The organism is Streptococcus oralis, from assembly GCF_019929345.1.
GTDB lineage: Bacteria > Bacillota > Bacilli > Lactobacillales > Streptococcaceae > Streptococcus.
In genome coordinates this window covers 63,369-89,168 of record NZ_JAHZPJ010000008.1, presented here as the reverse complement: position 1 = coordinate 89,168, position 25,800 = coordinate 63,369, and the positions used below count along the sequence as shown (strand labels likewise).

At 39.5% G+C, this 25,800-nt stretch carries 17 protein-coding genes and 1 pseudogene; 10 read left to right on the top strand and 8 right to left on the bottom strand.

Annotated elements, in window-relative coordinates:
- Positions 1 to 942, top strand: a pseudogene (locus tag K1I97_RS06585) (IS3 family transposase); the annotation flags it as partial.
- Between the two features lie 251 nt (positions 943 to 1,193).
- On the opposite strand, the gene K1I97_RS06580 reads toward K1I97_RS06585, so the two are convergent.
- Both K1I97_RS06580 and K1I97_RS06575 read right to left on the bottom strand, forming a co-directional pair.
- Entirely contained in the window at positions 1,194 to 1,652 is a 459-nt protein-coding gene (locus K1I97_RS06580) for a DUF3021 domain-containing protein (RefSeq protein ID WP_223331237.1), read from the bottom strand.
- Positions 1,649 to 2,089, bottom strand: coding sequence for a LytTR family DNA-binding domain-containing protein (locus K1I97_RS06575; RefSeq protein WP_223331236.1), 441 nt, complete (start codon positions 2,087 to 2,089; stop codon positions 1,649 to 1,651). The genes K1I97_RS06580 and K1I97_RS06575 overlap by 4 nt, the downstream gene beginning before the upstream one ends.
- Positions 2,090 to 2,298: 209 nt before the next feature.
- Between K1I97_RS06575 and mutL the strand changes: the two genes are divergently transcribed.
- Together mutL and K1I97_RS06565 are read left to right on the top strand one after the other, a co-directional pair.
- Positions 2,299 to 4,248, top strand: a complete 1,950-nt coding sequence (mutL, locus tag K1I97_RS06570) for a DNA mismatch repair endonuclease MutL (RefSeq protein WP_223331235.1) — start codon at positions 2,299 to 2,301, stop codon at positions 4,246 to 4,248.
- Between the two features lie 325 nt (positions 4,249 to 4,573).
- Positions 4,574 to 6,331 carry a glycoside hydrolase family 13 protein gene (locus K1I97_RS06565; RefSeq protein ID WP_223331234.1) on the top strand — a complete coding sequence of 586 codons (1,758 nt, stop codon included), beginning with the start codon at positions 4,574 to 4,576 and terminating at the stop codon, positions 6,329 to 6,331.
- A gap of 105 nt (positions 6,332 to 6,436) precedes the next feature.
- Here K1I97_RS06565 and K1I97_RS06560 read toward each other — a convergent pair whose 3' ends face one another.
- From K1I97_RS06560 to K1I97_RS06535, 6 genes are all read right to left on the bottom strand, one after another.
- Positions 6,437 to 7,978, bottom strand: a complete 1,542-nt coding sequence (locus K1I97_RS06560) for a hypothetical protein (RefSeq protein ID WP_223331233.1) — start codon at positions 7,976 to 7,978, stop codon at positions 6,437 to 6,439.
- Complete coding sequence (locus tag K1I97_RS06555) at positions 7,971 to 9,353, bottom strand: YobI family P-loop NTPase (RefSeq protein WP_223331232.1); 1,383 nt, start codon at positions 9,351 to 9,353, stop codon at positions 7,971 to 7,973. Before K1I97_RS06555 ends, K1I97_RS06560 begins: the two co-directional genes overlap by 8 nt.
- A 539-nt stretch (positions 9,354 to 9,892) precedes the next feature.
- Complete coding sequence (locus K1I97_RS06550) at positions 9,893 to 14,905, bottom strand: SIALI-17 repeat-containing surface protein (protein ID WP_223331231.1); 5,013 nt, start codon at positions 14,903 to 14,905, stop codon at positions 9,893 to 9,895.
- 319 nt (positions 14,906 to 15,224) lie between these two features.
- Positions 15,225 to 15,521, bottom strand: coding sequence for a rhodanese-like domain-containing protein (locus K1I97_RS06545; RefSeq protein ID WP_223331230.1), 297 nt, complete (start codon positions 15,519 to 15,521; stop codon positions 15,225 to 15,227).
- The gene (locus K1I97_RS06540) at positions 15,511 to 17,166 is read right to left on the bottom strand and encodes an FAD-dependent oxidoreductase (RefSeq protein ID WP_223331229.1); all 1,656 of its coding nucleotides are present in this window, start codon (positions 17,164 to 17,166) and stop codon (positions 15,511 to 15,513) included. Before K1I97_RS06540 ends, K1I97_RS06545 begins: the two co-directional genes overlap by 11 nt.
- A gap of 20 nt (positions 17,167 to 17,186) precedes the next feature.
- Complete coding sequence (locus K1I97_RS06535; protein WP_084925265.1) at positions 17,187 to 17,492, bottom strand: rhodanese-like domain-containing protein; 306 nt, start codon at positions 17,490 to 17,492, stop codon at positions 17,187 to 17,189.
- 176 nt (positions 17,493 to 17,668) lie between these two features.
- On the opposite strand from K1I97_RS06535, the gene K1I97_RS06530 reads away from it, so the two are divergent.
- The 7 genes from K1I97_RS06530 (at position 17,669) to K1I97_RS06500 (ending at position 25,798) form a co-directional block, all read left to right on the top strand.
- Positions 17,669 to 18,232, top strand: a complete 564-nt coding sequence (locus K1I97_RS06530) for a sugar O-acetyltransferase (protein ID WP_223331228.1) — start codon at positions 17,669 to 17,671, stop codon at positions 18,230 to 18,232.
- Positions 18,233 to 18,517: 285 nt separating this feature from the next.
- Positions 18,518 to 19,753 (top strand): carbohydrate-binding domain-containing protein, encoded by a 1,236-nt coding sequence (locus K1I97_RS06525; RefSeq protein ID WP_223331227.1) that lies wholly within the window; start codon positions 18,518 to 18,520, stop codon positions 19,751 to 19,753.
- Between the two features lie 457 nt (positions 19,754 to 20,210).
- Positions 20,211 to 21,767, top strand: a complete 1,557-nt coding sequence (locus tag K1I97_RS06520; RefSeq protein WP_223331226.1) for a type I restriction-modification system subunit M — start codon at positions 20,211 to 20,213, stop codon at positions 21,765 to 21,767.
- On the top strand, positions 21,757 to 22,761 hold the full coding sequence (locus tag K1I97_RS06515) for a virulence RhuM family protein (RefSeq protein ID WP_223331225.1): 1,005 nt from the start codon (positions 21,757 to 21,759) through the stop codon (positions 22,759 to 22,761). The genes K1I97_RS06520 and K1I97_RS06515 overlap by 11 nt, the downstream gene beginning before the upstream one ends.
- Complete coding sequence (locus K1I97_RS06510) at positions 22,761 to 23,981, top strand: restriction endonuclease subunit S (RefSeq protein WP_223331224.1); 1,221 nt, start codon at positions 22,761 to 22,763, stop codon at positions 23,979 to 23,981. Before K1I97_RS06515 ends, K1I97_RS06510 begins: the two co-directional genes overlap by 1 nt.
- A gap of 4 nt (positions 23,982 to 23,985) precedes the next feature.
- Entirely contained in the window at positions 23,986 to 24,594 is a 609-nt protein-coding gene (locus tag K1I97_RS06505; RefSeq protein WP_223331223.1) for a restriction endonuclease subunit S, read from the top strand.
- A 19-nt stretch (positions 24,595 to 24,613) separates the two neighbouring features.
- Positions 24,614 to 25,798, top strand: a complete 1,185-nt coding sequence (locus tag K1I97_RS06500) for an AAA family ATPase (protein ID WP_223331222.1) — start codon at positions 24,614 to 24,616, stop codon at positions 25,796 to 25,798.
- The last annotated feature ends 2 nt before the right edge of the window (positions 25,799 to 25,800 follow it).

The window sequence follows — 25,800 nt, the reverse complement described above, 5'->3', positions numbered from 1 at the left end:
AGAAAATGAGTACCTGAGAGCGGAGAATGCCATTCTAAAAAAGTTGAGAGAACTCCGATTGAAGGAGGAAAAAGAGAAAGAAGAAAAACGGAAATTGTCCGAGGATTGGTGACAGAGTTTTCTTTAAATATTCTTCTAAAGATTATTAAGCTTGCCCGTTCAACCTATTATTACCACTTAAAACAGCTAGGTCAAACGGATAAGGATCAAGATCTTAAAGCTGAAATTCAGTCAATTTATCGTGAGCATAAAGGAAATTATGGTTATCGTCGGATTCACTTAGAACTAAGAAATCGTGGTTATTCGGTCAATCATAAAAAGGTCCAACGTCTGATGAAAGTTCTTGATTTAGCAGCACGAATTCGTCGGAAACGGAAGTATTCTTCCTACCAAGGAGAGATTGGCAAGAAAGCAAATAACCTTATTCAACGCCAGTTCGAAGGGGCGAAACCGATGGAAAAGTGCTATACAGATGTGACAGAGTTTGCCATTCCAGCAAGTACTCAAAAGCTTTACCTATCACCAGTTTTAGATGGCTTTAACAGCGAAATTATTGCTTTTAATCTTTCTTGTTCGCCTAATTTAGAACAAGTACAAACGATGTTAGAACAGGCCTTCACAGAGAAGCACTATGAGAATACGATTCTCCATAGTGATCAAGGCTGGCAATACCAACACGATTCTTATCATCGGTTCCTAGAGAGTAAGGGAATTCAAGCATCTATGTCCCGCAAGGGCAACAGCCCAGACAATGGGATGATGGAGTCCTTCTTTGGCATTTTGAAATCCGAAATGTTTTACGGCTATGAGAAGTCGTTTCAGTCGCTTAAGCAATTGGAACAAGCCATTGTAGACTATATCAATTACTACAATAACAAACGAATCAAAGTCAAACTAAAAGGACTTAGTCCTGTGCAGTACAGAACTAAATCCTTTCAATAATTATTTATCCAACTTTTTGGGGTCAGTACATATTGTACTCCTATTTTTATAAAAAAACAAATATTTGTGTAGCGCTTTCAAGTATGACTGGGAAAGGAAATGATTGTTGTCTGTTTTGATTAAATGATTATGCAGAAAAAGTCACTTTTTAAGTGTCCCAGTTAGTATAGAGTAAGCAAACGAGCCTCAAAAATTTCATGTTGAGGCTCGTAATGATTTATTGTGAAGGATCTGTTTTCATTCATCGTCTATTACTTTTTATGGGCCAAAAGTTGATTGATGTGTTCTACTTTTTTAGCTTCTCTTTTATAGAGAATAGCCCAGATGATGAGGTAGACGATCGCAAACTCCGGAATGAGCTGGAGATAGAAGGTCCAGTGGAAGGGGAACCAACCAGCCAGAGTTGCCAGTGGGATAAAGCCAGCCAGCATGAGGAAGAAATGGGAAATTGTTGCACGGAGCAAGCTCCAGTCACGGCTGAATAATCGCTTGCCAAAGCTAAAGAGAACGCCGATAGCTGACCAGATAATCGTGCAGTAGAGCAAGACTAGGGCGCCGTGAACCTGATGTTGAACCATCACTTGGCCGATTAGAGAATCGGAACTCAGTGGGGCATAGGTATTTGGTGCATACATGAGTGAAAAGAGGATAGAGAGGATGAGGCCGATAAGAATACCAGCGGCTGCATCGTGAAATACTTGTTTTTTCATAGTTCTAATTTCTCCTTGATGGTTTTTAGGTAGCGGCGTGAAGAGTAGGTGAAACTTTCGTTTTTTAAGAAAATTTCAACCAGTCCGTTGGGCGTGAGTTTGAGATGAGAGATGGAGTCGATATTGACGATTTCAGATTGGGAAATTTGGATAAAAGTGGTCGGTAGAATTTCAAGAACTTGATAGAGTCGCAAATCAATGCTGTAGGTCTGACTCGACGTTTCTGCTAGAATCTTTCGGTTTTCTATATAGAAGCGCTGAATCTTGCCAATTTCAACTAGATAGACCTGATCATCAATCTTTCCTTTGATTGTTTCTTTTTGGTCAAGATTTTCTGCGAACTCGATGACTTTCTGGACTTTTTCGGTCGGCTGAGGAGTTTGGACAATCAGTTTTTCCTCCTCGTAAGTCTCATTAATCTGTAGTTCTACTTTCATAAATTTCCCTCCTTTTCAAGTTATACAAGGTTGTGATCACTTCCTGTACACCTTTATTAAACACTATTTTACGACCCATGGCAAGAGCTTTTGCCTATGTGGAGAGATTTGGAGTCTATGTGGTATTTCCTTTTTCTGGTAGCATCTGAAATATGGTATAATAGCACTAATCAATTTCTAGGAAAATAGATACAGAAAGGGGTTGAAAGATGTCTCATATTATTGAATTGCCAGAGGTGCTGGCAAACCAGATAGCGGCAGGAGAGGTCATTGAACGTCCTGCCAGTGTGGTCAAAGAGTTGGTAGAAAATGCCATTGATGCTGGCTCTAGCCAGATTATCATTGAGATTGAGGAAGCCGGTCTCAAGAAGATCCAAATCACAGATAATGGTCACGGAATTGCCCACGATGAGGTGGAGTTGGCCCTGCGTCGCCATGCGACCAGTAAGATAAAAAATCAAGCAGATCTCTTTCGGATTCGGACGCTTGGTTTTCGTGGTGAAGCCCTGCCCTCTATCGCTTCTGTCAGTGTCTTGACTCTGTTGACCGCGATGGATGGTGCTAGTCATGGAACCAAGTTAGTAGCGCGTGGGGGAGAAGTTGAGGAAGTCATTCCAGCGACTAGTCCTGTAGGAACCAAGGTTTGTGTGGAGGACCTCTTTTTCAACACACCTGCCCGTCTCAAGTATATGAAGAGCCAGCAAGCGGAGTTGTCTCATATCATTGATATTGTCAACCGTCTGGGCTTGGCTCATCCTGAGATTTCCTTCAGTTTGATTAGTGATGGCAAGGAGATGACGCGGACAGCAGGGACTGGTCAACTGCGTCAAGCTATTGCAGGGATTTACGGTTTGGCGAGTGCTAAGAAGATGATTGAAATTGAGAATTCGGATCTAGATTTCGAAATTTCAGGTTTTGTGTCCTTGCCTGAGTTAACCCGAGCCAACCGTAACTATATCAGCCTCTTCATCAATGGCCGTTATATCAAGAACTTCCTGCTCAATCGTGCTATTCTTGACGGTTATGGAAGCAAGCTCATGGTGGGACGTTTTCCACTGGCTGTCATTCACATCCATATCGATCCTTATCTAGCAGATGTCAATGTGCATCCAACCAAACAAGAAGTGCGGATTTCCAAGGAAAAAGAACTGATGACCCTGGTTTCAGAAGCTATTGCAAATAGTTTCAAGGAACAAGCCTTGATTCCTGATGCTTTGGAAAATCTTGCCAAATCCACCGTGCGCAATCGTCAAAAGGTGGAGCAGACTATTCTCCCACTCAAAGAAAATACGCTCTACTATGAGAAAACTGAGCCGACAAGACCTAGTCAAGTTGAGGTGGCTGATTATCAGGTAGAATTGACTGATGAAGGACAGGATTTGACCCTATTTGCCAAGGAAACCTTGGACCAGCTGACTAGACCAGCAAAACTGCATTTTGCAGAGAGAAAGCCTGCTAACTACGATCAACTAGACCATCCAGAGTTAGACCTTGCGAGTCTGGATAAGGCTTATGACAAGCTGGAGCGAGAAGAATCATCAAGCTTCCCAGAGTTGGAATTTTTCGGGCAGATGCACGGGACTTATCTCTTTGTCCAGGGGCGAGATGGGCTCTATATCATAGACCAGCATGCGGCTCAGGAACGGGTCAAGTACGAGGAATACCGTGAGAGTATTGGTAATGTTGACCAGAGCCAGCAGCAACTCCTAGTGCCCTACATCTTTGAATTTCCTGCAGATGATGTTCTGCGTCTCAAGGAAAGAATGGCACTTTTGGAGGAAGTGGGCGTCTTTCTAGCAGAGTACGGGGAAAATCAATTTATCCTGCGTGAACATCCTGTTTGGATGGCAGAGGAAGAAATCGAATCTGGCATCTATGAAATGTGCGACATGCTCCTCTTGACCAAGGAAGTTTCGATCAAAAAATATCGAGCAGAGCTGGCTATCATGATGTCTTGCAAGCGGTCTATTAAGGCCAACCATCGTATCGATGACCACTCAGCCAGACAGTTCCTTTATCAGCTCTCTCAATGCGACAATCCTTATAACTGTCCTCATGGACGTCCCGTTTTGGTACATTTTACCAAGTCGGATATGGAAAAGATGTTCCGACGTATTCAGGAAAATCATACTAGTCTCCGTGAGTTAGGGAAATACTAAGACTGGGAGTTATTTTGCAGAACCATCTTGTATAAATAAAATAAGATTCCTGTTTCTAGTAAAGGTGAGACAGGAATCTTTTAATATACTTTAAAAATCATGTAGTTCGAAGGCTACTGGTATTAATGAAGTGAATCAGGTGCTAAACAGTGTAACGGTTTAGCAGGAAGAGCCGCGGTTAAAGTAGGTTGATCTAGGTACTTTGAAGAAGAGCTGGGAAAGAGAAGCGCTTGCAAAGGTAGTTGTAAAGTAGTATACTAGGATTAAGCTATGGAATCGTTTGCATAGAATCGAAATGTTAAGAGAAAATTTAGGAGACAAAACAATGGAATTAACAGCCATTTACCATAGACCAGAGTCGGAGTATGCTTATCTTTATAAGGATAAGACAATGCACATTCGTATCCGAACGAAAAGAGGAGATATCGCAAGTATCAATTTGCATTACGGAGACACATTTATCTTTTTAGAGGAGCATTATGAAGCATGTAAGGAAATGGTCAAAGTGACCTCTGATGCTTTGTTTGATTATTGGCAAGTGGAGGTTACAGTTGGCTATGCGCGACTCCAGTATCTCTTTGAGATTAAGGATAAGCAAGGCCAAAGCATCTTGTATGGCGATAAGGGATGTGTTGAAAACACGCTCGAAAATCTTCATTACGAAGGAAACGGCTTTAAGATTCCTTATATTCATGAAATTGATGCTTGTCATGTACCTGACTGGGTAGCAGAGACGGTTTGGTATCAGATTTTCCCAGAACGTTTTGCTAATGGGAACCCTGAGATTTCTCCAGAAGGTTCGCTAGCTTGGGATTCCTCTATCAAACCAAAGACGAGCGATTTTTTTGGTGGTGATTTACAGGGCATTATTGACCATCTGGATTACTTGCAAGACTTAGGGATTACAGGTCTTTATCTCTGTCCTATCTTTGAATCTCCAAGCAATCACAAGTACAATACGACGGATTATTTTGAAATTGACCGTCATTTTGGAGATAAGGAAACTTTCCGTCAACTGGTGGAGCAAGCCCATCGGAGAGGTATGAAAATCATGCTGGACGCTGTTTTTAACCATATTGGGGATCAGTCTCCACAGTGGCAGGATGTTCTCAAACATGGTGAAGATTCCGTTTACAAAGATTGGTTCCATGTTCAAGAATTCCCCGTGACAAAGGATAAGCTGGGGAACCCAAGAAAGCTCCCTTATCATACCTTTGCCTTTGCCAGCTATATGCCTAAGCTTAATACGGCAAATCCTCAAGTTAGGGACTATTTGTTGGGAGTTGCGACTTACTGGATTGAAGAGTTTGATATTGATGCTTGGCGCTTGGATGTGGCAAATGAAGTAGATCACCAATTTTGGCGAGATTTCCGGAAGGCTGTCCTAGCTAAAAAGCCTGACCTTTATATTCTTGGAGAAGTCTGGCACACGTCTCAGCCTTGGTTAAATGGCGATGAATTTCACGTAGTCATGAACTATCCACTATCTGATAGCATTAAGGATTATTTCTTGCGCGGGGTCAAGAAGACCAGTCAATTTATCGATGAGATCAATGGTCAGTCTATGTACTATAGACAGCAGATTTCGGAAGTGATGTTCAATCTCTTGGATTCGCATGATACGGAGCGCATTTTGGCTACGGCCAAGGGAGATGCCCAACTGGTTAGGTCTGCCCTTGCCTGCCTCTTTTTGCAAAGGGGGACGCCGTGTTTCTACTATGGAACCGAGTTAGAGTTAGATGGAGGGCCAGATCCAGATTGTCGTCGTGTCATGCCTTGGGAACGTGTTTCCAACAGTAATAACATGCTTAATTTTATGAAGAAATTGATTCAGCTTCGCAAGGATGCTTCAAACATTATCCAGCATGGAACCTATAGCTTGAAAGAAATCAAGCCAGATGTGGTATCTCTGGCATGGGATTATGATAGACAAAAGGTCCAAGCCATTTTTAACCAATCAACTGAAAACTATCTTGTAAATCGTGATTCTGTAGTTCTAGCAAGTTATTGTCAAGAATTGGATAATCAGCTTGTCATCTCGCCAAAAGGGTTTGTGGTCTATCGAGAAAAGTCTCGGGATTAGTTTGGTGTCTGAATAAGAGGGATTCTTATGTCAAAAGTAGTTAAGGATAACTGATTTGAAGTGAAATAGCTCCAGTTTTAAGTGATTTACTAATTTAAAAATATCTCATGCCCGAGATGTATCTGATAATTTAGACTTCAATTCAGTTATTACTTTTTCTATTTTATTAATATTACTAGTGCTTCTAACAGTACTTTTTCTCATATTCAGGATATCTAGATATAATTCTTTGTTGTTTATTGAGCCTTTTGTACTCAGTAAGTCGTCTACTGAATATCGGTTGATAAAATTCTTATCAATTTCATCAATTTTAGAATGTTGGTTAATGTATTTTATTAGTGAATTTTTTCTTTTAACGGAATTTCTCTTAAGTGTCTTTTTTGGAATTTGAATCAGAGATTTCATCTTATCATTTTCTAGAGTTTTGATATTAATTTTATTTGTAAATGAATCTTTGTAGTTTTCTATTAGTTTTTCAAAGGTTGGTAAAGAAATGGAAGGTTTATTCAGTTGTTTGGTGATAAAATCTTTATCTTTATCTAAAGTGTCAAGTATTTCTTTATAGTGTTCTCTAGAAATCTCACTTTGAACATTTGTTAGTTCTTTCCATAAAATGTTAGGGTTGAAAAGATTAAACGGGATTTCTTGATTATCTTGCTCCTTGTAGGCGCTTATTATAGATCTGAAAGAACTAATATTAGAAGTAAGGTATAAAATATCAGAATTGGATGGAAACATGTTTTTAAAACCGAAAATTACATTTATCCCATATAGATTCTCTATTATACAATTTTTAGCATCTTCCGTATTTAATTTATCATAAATATTTTCATAGCTATCGATTTGTTTATCTTCAAAAATGGATAAAATAGGTAATAAAGTTAAATCATTTAATGAAATTTTTTCCTCCTCCCACAAAGTCTTGTAAAATTCCTTTAGCTCCGGTCTAACTTTTTGGAAATCAGAGGGATCAAATATTGTTACTGATACTTTATTATTTATTTTTTTCCTAATTAAATTTAATAGATTCTGTTCTGAGAGCTGCTTATTTGTTTCCTCGGAAATATTCTGTATTCTTTCAAGAAGAGTTTTAATAGCAAAATCTAAATTAAATTTTAAATTTGTTTCTTTATCTAGAATTAATAGTAGTAATTTTACATCATCATTTATATGATCGCTTATTTGACTCTTTAAAACATAGCTCTGCATTTTGGTGAAAAGATGATCTTCATTTGGATAGACTAATTTCTGATAAAGTATTCTGGAAATGCTATTTATATTTAGTGTAATTTTTTGTGGGTCATTTACATCTTGAAGGAAGATTATTTTTTTTAAGTAATTTTCTATACCTTTATTTATATTTTCATTGTTATCAGCAAATGCTTTATTAAAATAATCATAAATTGCTTCATTAAAAAAATTATCAACAGAAAAGTGATGATCAGATAATTTTAAGAATATTTCATGAATTTTATCCCGTTTAAGAACTTTTATTAATTTTAATTTCTCACTATCCTTTAATAATACAGACACAAAAAAATTTTTTTCCTCTCCACGAAGACCATTTGGGGATTGTCTAACTATGTAATCTGTATATGTTTCATTAATAAAATTATTTTTTATCAAAAATTTTGCTATCTCACTCATCATTATCCTCCAACGAATTTTTTATTTGAGTGTACAAGTCTCCTTTAGATTTCACTAAGTCGTTAAAATCACTGGAGTTTAGAGTTTTGTAGATTATTAGTGCAAGTAGTTGCTTATAATCTATATCAATATTATCTTCATTATCTTCATGAATTTCTTTGTAAATTTTAAATTCATTTACTATATTTTTAAGAACTCTAAAGTCATCAATAAATATGGAAATTTGATATAAAAAAGTCTCGAAGTCATTTTTATCCGTAATTGCTAGGTCATCTAACAACCTTGATTTTAGATAATCAAATGAATTTGTATTGTTGACAATAGGGATAATTGGAATAATCACATCAAAAAATTTTGTTTTTTCTGTTGCTGAAATATTTTTACTGTTATTTGTAGGATCGACATTTTTTTCAGAAAATACTTCATCACTTATTACATAGAAAAACATCAATTTCTTATCGTTTGCAGAATTCCTTCTTTGGTTAACCATCAAGTTAATTTCTCTTAATTTTTCGAATATTGAATGGTCGTTAAATCTATCTAAGTCTTCAAAAATTACAAAATCTGCATCAGATTCATCAAAAAGATAAATAACATCAGATAGAAAATTATCAAAATATGAGACTGTAGAAAAGTCTCTATTTTCCATGTTTACGTTAATTCCCATAGTATTTATTGTAAGTTTTGACCAATTTCCTTTATATATTATTTTCTTAATTATATTTGATAAAAGGTAATATAAGATAATCATAGCTATGACAGATATAATGATGAGAATGTAATCATTAGATTCAGGATTAGGTGGGGAATTTTTGATGCCATATGTAATTTTTTCAGTTATAACTGGTAATAAAAATTTAAAATAAAGGATTAAACAAATAATTAATAATGAATAAAAGAAAATTTTATAATTTTTGATATTTTTTTTAGCCAAAAAGTTTGCTTTTGGTATTTTATTTGGTTTGATTTGATTTACTAATTGGTTGACAATTTTCATCTCTAAAATGTTGTCTATCTGACTATTTATTGTCATATCATCTTGGGGAGTAGGAATAGTATTTCCTGCTAAACTATCAAAATGTGCTAATGAGATATAAATACTTGTCTTACCCTTTAATTCATTAAAATAACTATGAATTAAAGAGCTTTTTCCAGTTCCATATCCTCCAGTTACTCCAACATTTTTTATAAGTTTATCTTGAGTTACATTATTCAATACATCTTTATAAATCTTATAGTATTTTGTTTCAAATTCATCAGAAGCGATTTGAATGTAGTCTATTGGAGCTAGACTTTCAAGTTTTACACTTGAATTGTCGTCAGAAGGTTTATTTTTAAATAGAGAAGCTAAAACTTTGAGCAAATAATTTTCCATTTATGTTGTCCTTAACTAATATTCTTATAGTTAATTATATCATACAACAAGTTGCTAAAGACACCTGAATTAAATATTATAGTTGCTATTTTAATTTAAATATAGGTACTAGAAAAATAATTGATTAATACTATGTATTTCTCGTGGGACACTAAAGAAATTAGTGGAGATGAAGTTTCTAATAAGGAAGATATTCAGATAATAATTGATTTACATTGCAATAACGGTCTAACATCCTTTCTGTTATTATTTTCTAGAAAATATGCAACATAATGATAATTGTCTTCGAAGAAAAGGTGGACACGCATAAGATTAAATATGTTTACGGGCATATAGCGAGTTATTTCTGCAAGTTGGCATTTGAAATTAGCTATTTTACTTTACTTTGTTTGCTGAGGTAGTAGACGGACAGTCTGTTCCGTCTTTTCTAGACTACCAAGCAAATAAAAAATTGTCCTGCCCCATAAGCAAATGCAGCTTTTAGGGGGCAGGACAATGTGATTTCTTCTTATCTTTAAGTGATTTGGATAATTTTTATTTTACTCTTTTTTAGTTTTTACTAAGAAAGTAGCTGTTAAGATCAAACTGAGACCAGCTAAGAAGAGTAGTGGATTTCTTTCTTCCCCAGTTGCAGGGAGTTTTTCTTGATGACCACTATCAGTTGTGTGTACCAGTGCCTCTATCTCTGTTGTAGATGGTTTTTCATGTGGGTTTACATCCTCAACAGTTGGTGAGCTTGTGGTGTTGTAGACAACTGCATAAGTACTAACGTTATTGGTCATAAATTCAAGCATGCCATCTCGGATAGTAAAGTCCTGTGGTTCTAACTCTCTAGTTGGAGTGAGGTAGTAGACTTCTTGCACTTCTCCTGAAACTGGTAAGCGAACTAAGACCTGGTTCGGTAGTTGGACAATGTGATTTTCCTTATTTTTGAGCTGGAAATCATATGCATCGTATGTCTTACCAAAGAGTTCTTGAGCGAGCACTCGTCGACTTTCTAAGTGGGAAACCTCTTTCAAGTCAGCAACTCCACCGATGATTTCGATCCCTGTCTTTTTATCTTTCAAGGTGCGTAACTGATACTCAGGTCGGGTGAGGGTTGGAGCAGCCTGATCTCCACTAGTTCCGATAGGGCCAGTGTACTCAGGTTTTTCAACAGTAGGGGCTTCCTCTTGCCCAGCAGTTCCGATAGGTTCGGTGTATTCAGGCTTTTCAACAGTAGGAGCTTCCTCTTGCCCAACAGTCCCGATAGGCTCGGTATACTCCGGAATTTCTACTGTAGGTGGCTCTTCTTGACCTGCGGTTCCGATAGGCTCGGTGTATTCCGGAATTTCAACAGTAGGAGCTGGTTCGTCCCCCTTGCTTGTAGTTGGCTGCTTCTCGTCCTTTTTAGTAAAGACGGCTACGACAGGACTGCTAGTGGTAGTTCCTTGAATAGCATATGCTTCTATCGCTTTTCCGGCTTGTCGATCAGTGGCATCAGGGATTGGGATTTGAACTTGATTGTCTTGGACTGATAGCACAGTCTGATCTCCACTTGTAACCAGATGCGTTTCATCCACTTTGCGCAAGACTAGAGGATCTTTGACACCTGGGAAGATCACTGCGATGGCTTCCCAATCTCCAGCTGGTAGGCTTAAGGCAATGGTTTTGTCATTTTCCTTAAGAGGCGCGATGCTCGGGCTATCTAGACCAACAGCAGGGGCTTTGATGATATCAAAGGAGTCTAGAGAAATTTTCTTGCGACCTTCAGGTGAATTTGGGTCAACTTGTAATGTCAGGGTGTGCGTACCGTCAGTAAGGTTTGTAAATTCGCCAATAAAAGCTCTCTTTTCAGTTGCGCCTGAAGTGTAGAAGTCTAGACTTGGCATTTCTTTGCCATCTAGTGTAACACGTGCTCGTCCAAGGGCAAGGCTCTTCAAACCATAGATACGAATGCCCGTCCCTGTAAAGGAAATAGTTGCCTGAGCTTCTGAAGCTGCACTAGAGTCGCTGTTGTTAATATCAGCGTATTTTTCGGTACCTCCGTAGAGTTCAGGGTCAGACCAGTCCTTAAACTGGGAACCATACTGGATGCGCGAATCACGATCATCCATTTTTTCAATCGTGTTGCCTGTTCCTGATAGAATCTTGAAGTAGTCTAACGAAATTTTCGAGCGCTCACTACCACGTCCTTTGTGTTCACGTTTAACACTAAGAGTCAGTGTATGAGGTCCGTCAGATAATCCTGCGAAGCGACCGATGAGACTACCTTTTTCAGTTGCCCCAGCAGTATGGAAGTCAAGCTCGCTGACCTCTTTGCCATCAATTTTAGCAGTGGCAAGACCTAGTTCAGACGATTTCAGTCCATAGATTTCGATACCAACGCCGGTGAAAGGAATGGTAGCAGTGATGTCTTCGTCTGTGTAGTCTCCTTTTGAAAGGTCAGCAAATTTCTCTGTTCCTCCAAATAATTCTGAGTCTGCCCAGTTTCCAAAGGCAGCTCCGTACTGGATACGGCCGTCTCGATCATCCATCAATTCACTAGGGGTTTCTACAGTTGCTTGTTCAGAGACTTGTGTAGAAACTTCGCCCAGCATAGCTTTGACCGTATAGGTGTAGGCGAGTTGAGGATCTAGTGATCGGTCGATAAAGTGGGTTTGATTGGTTACAAATTCTCTGGTTGCAGAGGCTTGGCCAGACTCGTCTTTCACTTGTCTTTGAATGACATAGTGGGTAGCGCCTTCTACTTGGTTGAAGGTAAGTTCGGCAGTGACACCATTTTGTCGAACTGCTGTCAGACTGGTTACACGACCAGGGAAGTGTTCAAAGGTAATGACGTCACCTTTTTGTGTTGCAAGCTGGATACGATTATCTTTAAGGATCGTTGCCTTGACTGGTTTGCCATTGACCTTGATCTGGCTGGCTTCGATATTGGGATAATCTACAACCAAGTCTCCACCGACATTTGAAAGGAAGGACAAGCTTTGCAGGTTTTTATCTTTCCACTTCATGCTGACTTCAAAGTTTCCTCGAGCAACCAAGCCAGAAACCTGACCGTCTTTCCAGGCATCTGGAAGAGCTGGTAATGGTGCAATATAGCCTGTATGAGATTGGAGAAGCATTTCTGCCATCCCACTGGTTGCTCCGAAGTTGCCATCGATTTGGAAAGGCGCGTGCGTATCCCAAAGGTTTTCTAGAGTTGAGTACTTGAGCTGTTCAGCGAGTAAGCGATGGGCACGGTTACCGTCCAGCAAACGAGCCCAGAGGTTGATTTTATTGGCCTTAGACCAACCTGTACCACCATCTCCACGGTGGTTGAGGGTTGCACGCGCAGCCTCTAGGTATTCAGCTTGGTCCTTGCTAAAGAGTGTACCTGGGAAGAGACCAACTAGATGGGAAACGTGACGGTGGTGATTTTCAATCCCTTCATTTGTGAATTGGGGGCTGTCCTCCTCGTACCATTCCTTGATGCGTCCTTCTTTATTGATGTGAAGTGGTTTGAGTTTGTCAAATTTAGCCTTGACCTCTGTGACTAAGTCTTGGTCGACTTTCAGATGGTTGGCAACTTCCATGTAGTCGTGGAATAGCTGCCAGACTAGCGATTGGTCAAAGGTATTTCCGATGGTAATGGTCCCGTGTTCAGGTGAGTAGGATGGAGAAGACACCCAACGGTCATTGGCCTTGTCATAGTGCAAGAAGGAGTTCCAGAACTTAGCGGTTTCCTTGAGCATTGGATAAATCTTTTCTTTGAGATAGGTCTCATCCTTGGTGAACTTATAATAGTCATAGACGTTCTGCATCATCCAAGCATTAGCAGCTGGGGACCAACCCCAATAGTAATTCCAACCAGGAGTAGTCCAGCCAAATGGTGTCGCCTGGGTATGGACCAGCCAACCATTTTCTTGTCCGTCTTTGGATTCGATACCTGCGTATTCCTTAGCAGCGATACGACCATAGTAGCGCATGTCATCAATGTAATTGATCATGGGCTTGGCAGTTTCAGCCAGGTTGCTCATGTAGGCTGGCCAATAGTTCATTTGCAAATTGACATTGAGGTGGTAGTCAGCGTTCCAAGGTGGATTGTCTACAGCATTCCAGACTCCTTGGAGGTTGGCAGGAAGGGCATCTGTCCGATCACGAGACGAACTGATGAGCAAATAACGTCCGTATTGGAAGAAGAGTTCTTCCAATTTTTGCCCTTTTTCTGAGTTATAGCTTTGAAGGGCCTCTTTTGTCGTTTGAGCAGTCTTGTTTCCGCCTAGATTTAGTTTAACGCGGTTAAAGAGACTTTGATAGTCCTTGATATGGGCCTTTTTAAGTGTTTCGTAGTCTTTGGCCTTAGCTGCTTCGACAATCCCTTTAACTGTTTTTTCGAGGTCAATGTCTTTTCGATAGTTGGTTTTTGGATTCTGAGCAAAGTTAGTCTTGGCACTGAGATAGAGGGTCGCATAACTTGCGCCTGTAACGGTCAGAGTTTCGTCCTGAACAGTCACCTTTCCGTCCGTTTTAATTCCTAGATAGGATGCAAATTTGAGGCCGTTATCTTTGACAGTTCCCTTTAGAAGGATTCCGTTTGCATCTGTAGTGACATGACCATTCTTATAGTTAGAATATTCCCAAGAGTAGTTGCCATTAGCAAGCAAGTCTTCTGTCAGGCTATTCCAAAGGGTAAAATCAAGCGTCTTGTTTCCTTTTTTGGTCAAGTGGGTTACAGTGACATCATCAGGATAGCTGGAGAAGGTTTCGCGTTTGAAGGTCGTCCCATCTTGGGTGTAAGAAGTTGTCGTAGTGGCTTCTGTGATATCCAAACCACGATGATAATCAGTTACAGTATCTAGTCCTTTCTTCTGGTTATTAAAGACCATGAAGATATCTCCAAAGGCTAGGTAACGTCCGTACTGGGCGTTGTTTGGTCCAACTAGATTTTGTTCAGCTAGCTGTTTTGCTTTTTGGCGGTCACCAGCTTCGAGGGCTTTACGAATCTCTGCCAAGACCTTGTAGCGGTCCTTGTAGTTTCCTCCGTTATAGTCGGTGCTATCGGGTTGTGGTCCTCCTGACCAGAGGGTCTTTTCGTTGTACTGGATTCTCTCTTCCCCAATCAGACCGAAAACCTTGGCTCCCATTTCTCCATTTCCGACAGGGAGGGCTTGTTTTTCCCATCCATCATAGGAGGGAGCTGTTGGCTGATCGTAGTTGAGTTGATAGTTTTTTTGTTTTGTCACAGGCTGATCTGCTTTTTCAGGTTCCTTATTTTCTTTAGCTTCTACAATGGCTTCTTCACTAGCCTGACTATTTGTCGTCTGAGTCTCCTTATCTGGCTTACTTTCAGAAACTGCTGGACTCTCGGCTGGAGACGGCTTTGTAGTTTCGGTAATTTCAGCTGCTTTGGGTTCACTATCTGGCTTAGTGAGAGCTTCAACTGAAGTTGGTTCAGTTTGCTTGACCTCAACACTGTCTGCGGCTACAGTGTGGTTGACTAGAAAAACAGCCCCCAGCAAAACAGAAGCAGTCCCAACCGTCAGCTTGCGGATGCTATAGCGACAGGATTTCTCCCAAAATCTTTTGTCCATAGAAATCTCCCTCTTTTTCTTGTAAGCGTATACATTTTTATTTTTAAAAAAAACTTACAAAAAATAAGTTATTTATTATTGTTTGTGCTTTTAATATAACAAAATAGTCAAAATAGTGCAACCTTTTTGAGAGAGATTTGTATAAATTGTTTGAATTTTCTTGCTTGTTTCCTTGTGGGAGAGTGCAGGTCAGCTATCCAGAGGGGGAATCGTACTGATAATGGCACTAATGTGGTCAATACAAAAAGCCCGTAGTCTAATCCTATGTGAGGATTTGGATACGGACTGATTGCTGAGACTGATTTTAAATAGCTTTGACTTACTCTACCTCACCTGGCCAGTGGTTCATACCACCTTCTACATTGGTAACGGTGAGACCTTGGGCGCTGAGAAATTGACAGGCAGAGGCAGAACGCACTCCACCTTGACAGATAACATGGTATTCATGGTCAGGCTTGAGTTCTTTGTAGCCTTGTTCCAAGGTGCTTAAAGGCAGATTTTTTGCACCTGGTGCATGTCCTGCTTGGAATTCATGTACTTCACGAACATCGATAAGATCTAGATTTTCATTTTGATATTTTTCATAAAAGTCAGCCATGCTGATATTAGTTACCATATTCTACTCCTTCTGGGTTAGCCATTTTGTATAGGGAATAAGCGCCGTCAAGGTTTTGGACGGTAAATCCTGCTTGTTTGAGGATACGCTCTGCGATATAGCTGCGCAAACCACTGTGGCAGCTAACGATGTAGGCTTGGTTCTTGTCCAGTTCGTCCAAGCGTTCCCGTAGTTCGTTTAGGGGAATGTGGATGGTGTCGACTTTGAGTCGACCACTCTGGAATTCGCCACTTGTCCGTACATCTAGGAATTTCTTGCCGGAGGCAAGTTCCTCTTCGAGCTGGTACCATTGAATATTGTCGCTGAGACCTTCGATAAGGTTCAAGGCTGCGTAGCCCAGCATATTGACGGGATCCTTGGCAGAGCCAAATGGTGGCGCATAGGTGAATTCCAATTCTGGCAAGTCAAAGACGGTGAGATTTCCCTTGATAGCAGTTGCCAGGATATCGATTCGCTTGTCAACACCTTTCTTCCCGACTCCTTGGGCACCGTAGATTTTTCCAGTGGTTGGGTCAAAGAGGAGCTTCAAGGTCATATCAGTAGCGCCTGGATAATAACCAGCGTGGTCTTTACCGCTGACATGAAGCGCCTTGTAAGGAAGTTGATTCATGCTAAGGATACGCTCGCTGAGACCAGTCGAAGCAGCTGTCATATCAAAGGCACGAACGATTGCAGTGCCGATACTGCCCTTGTTTGTACGACCGAGTTCTGCGATGACGTCCGCGACTTGGCGTCCCTGACGATTGGCAGGAGAAGCGAGAGAGATGAGAGCATCTTGGCCCGTAATCTCTTGCTTGACAACGATAGCGTCCCCAACTGCAAAAATATCTTTTTGATTGGTTTCGTAGTGTTCGTCGACCAAGATACCGCCACGTAATCCCAGTTCAATCCCAGCTGCCTGAGCCAATCCATTTTCAGGTTCAACACCGACAGAAAGGATGGTGAGGTCAGAAGCAATCTTTTGACCGTTTTCGAGAACGATGATTTTTCCTTGGTCTTCAAATCGAGTCGCAGACTGAGAAGTGATAACGCGAACGCCGTTTTTAACCAATTCTGCTTGGACAAAGGCTGCCATTTCTTGATCTAATGGTGGCAAGACATGGGGTGCTTTCTCAACGATGGTAACTTGCAATCCACGTTTCGCCAGGTTTTCAGCCATTTCAAGTCCGATAAAGCCTGCACCGATAACGACAGCTTCTTTTGGATGATTGTCCAAGGCCGCCATAATTTCATCGAGATCGGGAACATTGCGGAGCGTGTAGGCATTCTTAGCTTCTGCCAAGCCTTCAATGGTAGGAACAAATGGTTTAGCTCCTGGGGAGAGGATCAACTTGTCGTAGCTTTCTGTGAATTCCTGTCCATCATGGTGTACGGTCACAGTGTGCTTTTCTGGCGAAATCTGGATGACCTCGTGAAATGGTCGCACATCCAGATTAAAGCGTGCTTTGAGACTTTCAGGAGTTTGGACCAATAAACTATCACGGTTTGCAATTTCTCCTGAAACATAGTAAGGAAGTCCGCAGTTTGCAAAGGAAACAAAGGGACCTTTCTCAAAAATAATGATCTCAGCGTCTTCCATGAGGCGTCTGAGGCGGGTTGCTGCTGACATACCACCTGCAACTCCTCCAACAATGATAACTTTCATTGACTTTCTCCTTTATGCTTTTAGATGACCTTACCTGTCCAAGCGCTCATACCGCCTCGAACATTGACGACATCGTAACCTTTTTTCTTTAGCTTCTTCGCAGCTAGTTTGCTTCGTACACCAGAATGACAAATGACATAAAGTGTTTCTTTTGTTGCAGGTGTGTAAGAACCGATTTCCGTTAAAGGAACATTTTTTGCATTTTTGATATGACCTCTACGGAATTCCATAGGCGTCCGAACATCTAGTAGCTGAATTGGTTCTCTGAGTTTAGCTTCTAACTCGCTGGTAGAAATACTGTCAATTTTTGTAAATAAGTGAAACATAGGCACCTCCAAATATACCCTTATGGGGGTATATTAAATCATGAAGTCAAGCTTTTGTCAAGCAAGTTGTTTTGACTTGGGAGGGAATCGATTTCGAGAGTCTAGAAAGCAGGCCATTCTTGACCTTTCAAAGGCTTTTTGATATGATGGGTCCAAAGTAAGTGTGAGGTATTAAGATGACCAGTGAATACCAGAAAATGATAGCAGGAGAGCCCTATCATCCGTTTGACCCCGAATTACGAGCCTTGGCGCAGGCTTCTCGCCAAAAACAGGCTGCCTTTAATAAGGAAGAAGATCCCTTGAAGGGATCCGAAATCATCAAGACTTGGTTTGGCTCAACTGGGCAAAATCTTTATATCAATCCACGCTTGGTGGTCGATTATGGAGTCAATATCCATCTAGGGGAAAATTTTTATTCTAATTGGAATTTGACCATGCTGGATGTTTGTCCGATTCGCATCGGGGACAACGCTATGCTTGGCCCCAACTGTCAATTTTTAACCCCACTCCATCCACTGGATCCGCATGAACGCAATTCAGGGGTCGAATACGGCAAGCCCATCACCATCGGAGATAATTTCTGGGCTGGAGGTGGCGTCATTGTCCTTCCCGGAGTGACACTGGGAAATAATGTCGTTGCAGGAGCAGGGGCCGTGATTACCAAGTCCTTTGGCGACAATGTTGTCCTAGCTGGCAATCCTGCGCGTGTTATCAAGGAAATCCCAGTAAAAGAAAACTAAAAAGAACAGCCGAGGCTGTTCTTTTTACGAGCTTAATTCTTATAAATTTTTCTTCTTTTTGGCTTTTTTAGTCAAGGAAACATCGCACTGGGGAATCTTGGTTTAAAAAATCTATTAAAGGTATTTTAGCGTTCAAAAATTGTTTCTAGCAGTCCTTTCTAAAAAATTACTAGGCGAAATCTAATCCAAACTAAATTTAAGGAAACTTTCAGAAAAGTTTTAGTTTTGTTTCAGGAATCTTCTGTAGACTGTCTAGCTATATCATACGAAGGAGAGGAAAAAGGTATGAAATCAAAAAAATGGACCCTGCTCGCAACGAGTTTAACGGCAATGGTGTTGATGGCAGCATGTTCCCAGTCAACAACTTCATCCAATACCAATGCAACGACAAATAGTGCAACAACAACTGCAACAAAGACAAACCAATCATCCTATTTTACAGAGAAGGACAATGATACCTCTTATGATGAAAGCACAGCTTCTAAAATTGAGCTATCTGGCTCATCTGCAAACGTCTCTGGAGATGGGGTGACAGTCTCTAAATCAACAGTGACCATCACAAAATCTGGAACCTATGTGATTTCAGGTCAGTCTGACGGAGTGCAGATCAAGGTCGAGGCAGATAAGTCGGCAGATGTTCATCTAGTCCTAAAAGGTGCGACCATGACCAATACCAATGCAGCGATATCTGCGACATCAGCTGGCCATGTCTACTTGACTCTAGCAGAGGGAACCACCAACAGTCTCTCTGACTCAAGCTCTAACAGTGACGAAAAAGCAGACGCAGCTCTCTTTTCTAAGGTGGATTTGACCATCAACGGGAAAGGAACTCTCAATGTAGATGGCAAGAAGAACAATGGTATCAAGGCCAACGACACCCTCCACATCACGGGTGGAACCTATAACATCACAGCAGTTGGCGATGCCTTTAATGTTAATGATGAACTCAACATCACTGGTACGACCATGACTATCGATGCCAAGGAAGATGGTGTCAAGGTAGATAATGATGACGATATGACTGTCGGCAATATGTATTTGGCTAACAATACCATAACAGTCATAGCAGGAGATGATGGAATTCACGCTTCTGGTAACCTAGTGATTGATAGCGGTACCTATACCGTCAAGAATTCGACAGAAGGACTTGAAGGGAAATCCATCACTATCAACGGTGGGGACATTAGCATCTATTCGACAGATGATGGAGTCAACGCAGCTAATAAAAACGCTCAACAGAGTGAAATCTTCTTCACCATGAACGGTGGGAACCTGACAGTAGAAGTCGGCCAAGGAGACACAGATCCAATCGACTCAAACGGCAATATCACAGTCACAGGCGGAACCATTAAAATGACTGGTCAAACAGGTTTTGACTTTGATGGAACAGCGACCTACACAGGTGGAGATATCTATCTCAACGGTGAAAAACAAACGGAAATCGTCAACTCTATGCCTGGAGGCGGTGGATCAAATGGAGGTCCTCAAGGCGGCGGTCCAGCCCCTGGCGGACAAGGATAAACAAAAAAGGATAGCATTGCTAAGAGCAATGTTATCCTTTTTGTATCGTAGATTCATATGTTGCGAGTGGTTTTATAATCGTAGCTTTCAAAGGCTAAATTGTTCAGTCGCCCATTTTATTTAGTCCTTGGTTGAAGGCGAAGAAGTCTCCCAAAGTCAGGTCTTAAGAAAGTTCGTAAGGCATCACAATTTAGTAAGCGTTAATTCGAGAGAGTTGCTATATTTACATGGAACATCCTTCGGGATGTTCTTTTTTATGCTTGTAAATCGATTTAAGATAGTTTACCTAATGATTAGTCGTTTCAATTTTATTGTTGAGGCCTAAGTAGATTTTTGATTGGTAATCAATAAGATGATAGTTAGCTTGATAAAAACTCTTGATAAATTTACTCTAACGGAATTAAATAATGAGAAAAATGATATAATAAGAAGAATAAAAAGTTAATGAGGAAATATGATGTCAGAACAGGTACAAAGGCAAGAGCTACATAGAAAGATATGGAAAATTGCTGATGAAGTTCGTGGTGCAGTAGATGGTTGGGACTTCAAGCAGTATATTTTGGGAATTCTATTTTATCGCTTTATTAGTGAAAATTTCAAAACCTATATCGAAGGTGGCGATGAATCAATTAACTATGAAGAGGTTTCTGAAGATTTAATTACGCCTGAAGTTCGAGATGATGCCATTAAAACCAAGGGTTATTTTATTATGCCTTCGCAGTTGTTTTCCAATGTTGTCAAAACTGCTCGTCAAAATGAGCACTTAAATACAGATTTAAAAGATATCTTTGATGATATTGAGTCTAGTGCGATTGGTTATGCGAGTGAACATGACATTAAGGGTCTTTTTGATGATGTAGATACCAGAAGTAACAAGTTAGGTAGTACGGTTCCGGAGAGGAATCAGCGCTTGGCTCTGATTCTTGAAGGAATCGCAAGTCTTGATTTTGGAAACTTTGAAGATAACCATATTGATCTCTTTGGGGATGCTTATGAGTATCTAATCTCTAATTATGCTTCTAACGCTGGGAAATCTGGTGGAGAATTTTTTACACCGCAAAGTGTATCGAGACTTTTGGCGCGAATTGTTATGCTGGGTAAGAATGAAAAAAATAAAATCAATAAAATTTACGATCCTGCCTGTGGTTCGGGTTCGTTGCTTCTGCAAGCTAAAAAGCAGTTTAATGAGCACATAATTGAAGATGGATTTTATGGTCAGGAAATTAATATGACCACCTATAACCTAGCTCGGATGAATATGTTTTTACACAATATCAATTATGATAAGTTTAGCATTGAGCGTGGCAATACCTTACTTGATCCTAAGCATGTAAACGATAAGCCTTTTGATGCTATTGTGTCAAATCCACCCTACTCTATCAAATGGATAGGAAGTGATGATCCGACGCTCATCAACGATGACCGCTTTGCACCTGCGGGTGTATTGGCGCCTAAATCTAAGGCTGATTTTGCTTTTATTATGCATAGCTTGTCATATTTGTCGAATAAGGGACGAGCTGCAATCGTAACTTTCCCAGGTATTTTCTATCGGGGAGGTGCTGAGCAAAAGATCCGTCAATATCTAGTAGACAATAACTTTGTTGAAGCGGTTATTCAGCTACCAGATAATCTCTTTTTTGGGACCTCCATTGCGACCTGTATTCTGATTTTAGCAAAGAATAAGCCGACAACGGATATCCACTTTATTGATGCGAGTAAGCAGTTCAAGAAAGAAACCAATAATAATGTCTTAACAGAAGAGAATATCGAAAAAATCTTAGCCAGTGTTGAAAAGAAAGAAAATGAAGATTACTTTTCTTGTATGGTGGCACAAGAAAAAGTAGCAGAAGCAGATTATAATCTTTCGGTGTCCACTTATGTAGAAAAAGAAGATACACGTGAGAAGATTGATATTGATGTGCTCAATAAAGAAATCACTGAGACTGTTGCTAAGATTGACCACTTGCGTGCAGAGATAGATAAGATTGTAGAGGAGCTTAGCCATGGCAAATGATGTGATTCTCTATAGAACAGATGACGGAGAGTCCGCTATTGAGCTACACTTGGATAATGGAACAGTTTGGCTGACCCAACAAGAACTTGCTGAGCTCTTTCAAACTTCCAAGCAAAATATTAGTAAACATATCAAGGCGATTTTTGAAGATGGTGAATTGGATGAAACAGTGGTTGTCAACTATCAGTTGACAACCACTCGTCACGGTGCAATAGCAGGTAAAACTCAGTCAAAAAAAGTTGCCTACTATAATCTCGACATGATTTTGGCAATTGGTTATCGTGTACGCTCCCCTCGTGGAATCCAGTTCAGACACTATGCTTCGACAGTCTTGAAAGAGTATCTGATCAAGGGCTTTGCCATGGATGATGAGCGCTTGAAAAACTTGAGTGGAGGCTCTTACTTTAAAGAACTCCTGGAAAGAATCCGAGACATTCGCTCAAGTGAAAAAGTCTTTTACCGTCAGGTCTTAGATCTTTTCGCGACATCAAGTGATTACAATGCAAACTCACCAGAGGCAAAGAAATTCTTTGCGACGGTGCAAAACAAGATGCATTATGCCATTCACCACAATACTGCGAGTGAAGTCATCTATCATCGTGTCGATAGTGAAAAGGAATTTATGGGCTTAACCACTTTTAAGGGAGACTTTCCTACTCTATCTGAAGCAAAAGTTGCCAAGAACTATCTGACAGAAAAGGAACTCCGTGGGCTCAATCAGCTTGTATCAGGATATCTAGACTTTGCTGAAAGACAGGCAGAGCGAGAAGAAGTCATGACCATGGCTGACTGGGTGGCTCACGTAGATCGTATCCTTCAGGCTACTGGGGAAGACTTGCTAGCTAACAGTGGTTCTATCTCTCGTGAACAGATGATGCAGAAGGTAGATAAGGAATATAAGAGCTACCAAGCCAATACCCTTAGTCAAGTTGAAAAAGATTACCTCAAGGAAATCAAAAGCATTGAAAATCTAGCCAAGGAAGGAGGTAAGTGATGAACATCCTAGAAGAAATCCAAAACTGTCCCGTTGAGTGGAAAGAGTTGGGGGAAGTGTGTGATATAGTAACAGATTTTACGGCAGCAGGCTCGTTTGCTTCAAACGCAAAAAACGTCAAGTATATTCAAGAAGCTTCTTTTGCTCAACTTGTCAGAACAACAGATTTAAAAAGTGGATTTAAAGGAAATAATTTTGTTTATGTTGATGAACATGCCTTTAACTATTTATATAGAGTAAATCTAGATCAAGAAAGTTTAGTTATGCCTAATGTTGGTAATTGTGGAGAGATTTATTACATAGAACCTGAAAATTTACCATACGAAAATAATGTTTTAGGACCAAATGCTTTGTTGGTTAGAAGTTCTAAAGAAAATAATCGCTACCTATTTCATCTTTTTCAATCTGGACAATTTCAGAATGAGTTGGCGAAAATAACTTCTAATACTGGACAGACCAAGTATAATAAGACAAATTTGAAAAAAATTAGAATTCCAATCCCTCCTCAAGAAATTCAAGAAAAAATTGTGCAAATACTTGACAAATTTACCGATTATGTTACAGAATTGACCTCAGAATTGACCTCAGAATTGACCTCACGTAAAAAGCAATATTCTTATTATCGAGATAAACTCTTATCCTTTGAGGATAAGGTATATCAGGTTGAGTGGGAAGTACTTAAAGATGTTGCTACACTGAAGAATGGAAAAGATTGGAAAACTCTTCCAAATGGAGAAATACCAGTATATGGCAGTGGTGGAGAAATGGGAGCGTTTGTTGCAGATTATTCTTATGACAAACCAACTGTTTTGATTCCTAGGAAAGGTTCTATTTCTAATTTATTCTATTTAGAAAAAGCTTTTTGGAATGTTGATACAATCTACTATACAGAAATTGATGAAAATAAGATTATTCCAAAGTATTTTTATTATTATTTAACGACTGTTAATTTAGAGGAAATGGCAACTAATCCAACAAGACCTAGTTTAACTCAAGCTATTCTTGATAAAATCAAAATCCCAGTTCCATCTCTCGAAATCCAGTCTCGTATTGTTCAAGTTCTAGACGACTTTGATACGGTTTGTCATGACTTGAACATCGGACTGCCCAAGGAGATTGAACTGCGCCAAAAACAGTACGAATTTTTTAGAGAAAAACTCTTGACATTCACCGCCGAAGGCGTGTACACTGACAGTACAGTACAGACAAGACCTCATTAGGCTCTTGAACTGGGTTTTTGGTCCAATTCGGGTGGAATTGGGAGCTATAGGAGACATTATTCGGGGGAATGGGCTTCAGAAAAAAGATTTTCAAGACGCAGGCGTTCCTTGTATCCATTACGGACAGATATATACATACTATGGAATTGAAACTGATATAACGAAGTCGTTTATTAATTTAGAATTATCGAAAAAACTTCAAAAAGCTAAAACTGGTGATTTGATTGTTGCAACGACATCCGAGAATGTTGAAGATGTTGGTAAGTCTTTGGTTTGGTTAGGAAAAGATGAAGTTTGTATTGGAGGACATTCATGTATAATCAGAACCGAACAAAATGCTAAATTTTTAGCTTATCTTTTTAGGACTAGTTTTTTCCAAATTCAGAAGGAAAAAAGAGTTCTAGGAACGAAAGTAATTGAACTGTATCCTAAAAATCTTGCAAAAATTCAAATATTATTGCCTCCTTTATCAACTCAATCTCAAATCGTCTCTATACTTGATAATTTTAACACCCTAACCAACTCTCTTTCTGAGGGTCTTCCTAAAGAGATAGAACAGAGACAAAAACAGTATGAATACTGGCGGGAACAATTGCTTAATTTTGATTTATAGAAAAGAATAGGAAAGGGATATGGCAAAAGCGCTAAGTGATATTGCACAAGAGTTAAAAGCTTCAAACCAGAAAGTTCAGCTGATCTACGCCTTTAATGGGACAGGCAAGACCAGACTCTCTAAAGAGTTTGCTAAGTTGTTTCAAGCTGAAGAAGGCGGTCTTACGAGAGATAAGATTCTTTATTATAATGCTTTTACTGAGGACTTGTTCTATTGGGATAATGATCTTGATAGCAATCAAGATTTTAAACTGAAGATTCAGCCAAATTCTTTTATATCTTGGATTATTCAAGAGCAGGGACAGGATCAGAATATTATTTCGCATTTTCAGCATTATACAAATGATAAAATGACACCTTCATTTCTTTTGTCAGATGGTCATATTCTTTTCACTATTCAAAGTGGTGATGGTGAGGATAGACTAAACGAACAAATTAAGTTATCCAAAGGTGAAGAGAGCAATTTTATTTGGTCTATTTTTTATACATTGCTAGAGCTAGTTATTAGTGAGCTTGATATACTAGAACCTGATGAACGTAGTACTAGAGAGTTTGATGATTTAGAGTATGTATTTATTGATGACCCAGTTTCATCATTAGATGAAAACCACTTGATAGAAGTTGCATCAAATTTAGGTAAGTTAATTAGAACGAGTAAGTCTGATCTTAAATTTATAATAACAACTCACAATCCTTTATTCTATAACGTCTTATATAATGAGTTAAAAAATATTAAACGGAATGAGAGATATAGTAAGCGAGCTATTGACGAAGAAACTGGAAAGTATGGAACCTATATTGACACCCGAAAGGTTCCTGATAGTAGTAGATTTAGATTTGAAAAATTAGAAGATGGGTCATATGAGCTGATACCTCAACCGGATGACTCTCCTTTTGCTTATCATAATTTTTTAAGAAAATCATTACATAAAGCTATAGAAGACAATTTGGTTTATAAATATCATTTTAATTTTTTAAGAAATCTTTACGAGAAAACAGCAACTTTCCTGGGTTATCAAAAATGGCAGGATTTATTGCCACGTGATAATGAAGGAAGTTTTAGTAACTATGAGTCAAGGATATTAAATATTTCTAGTCATTCTAAAGTATCAACCGAGGAAGATGAACTAGTAACCCTCCCAGAAACTGCGCTTTTAAAAAACCTGTTACAGCATTTAGAGAGCACTTGCAATTATAAGGAGTAATT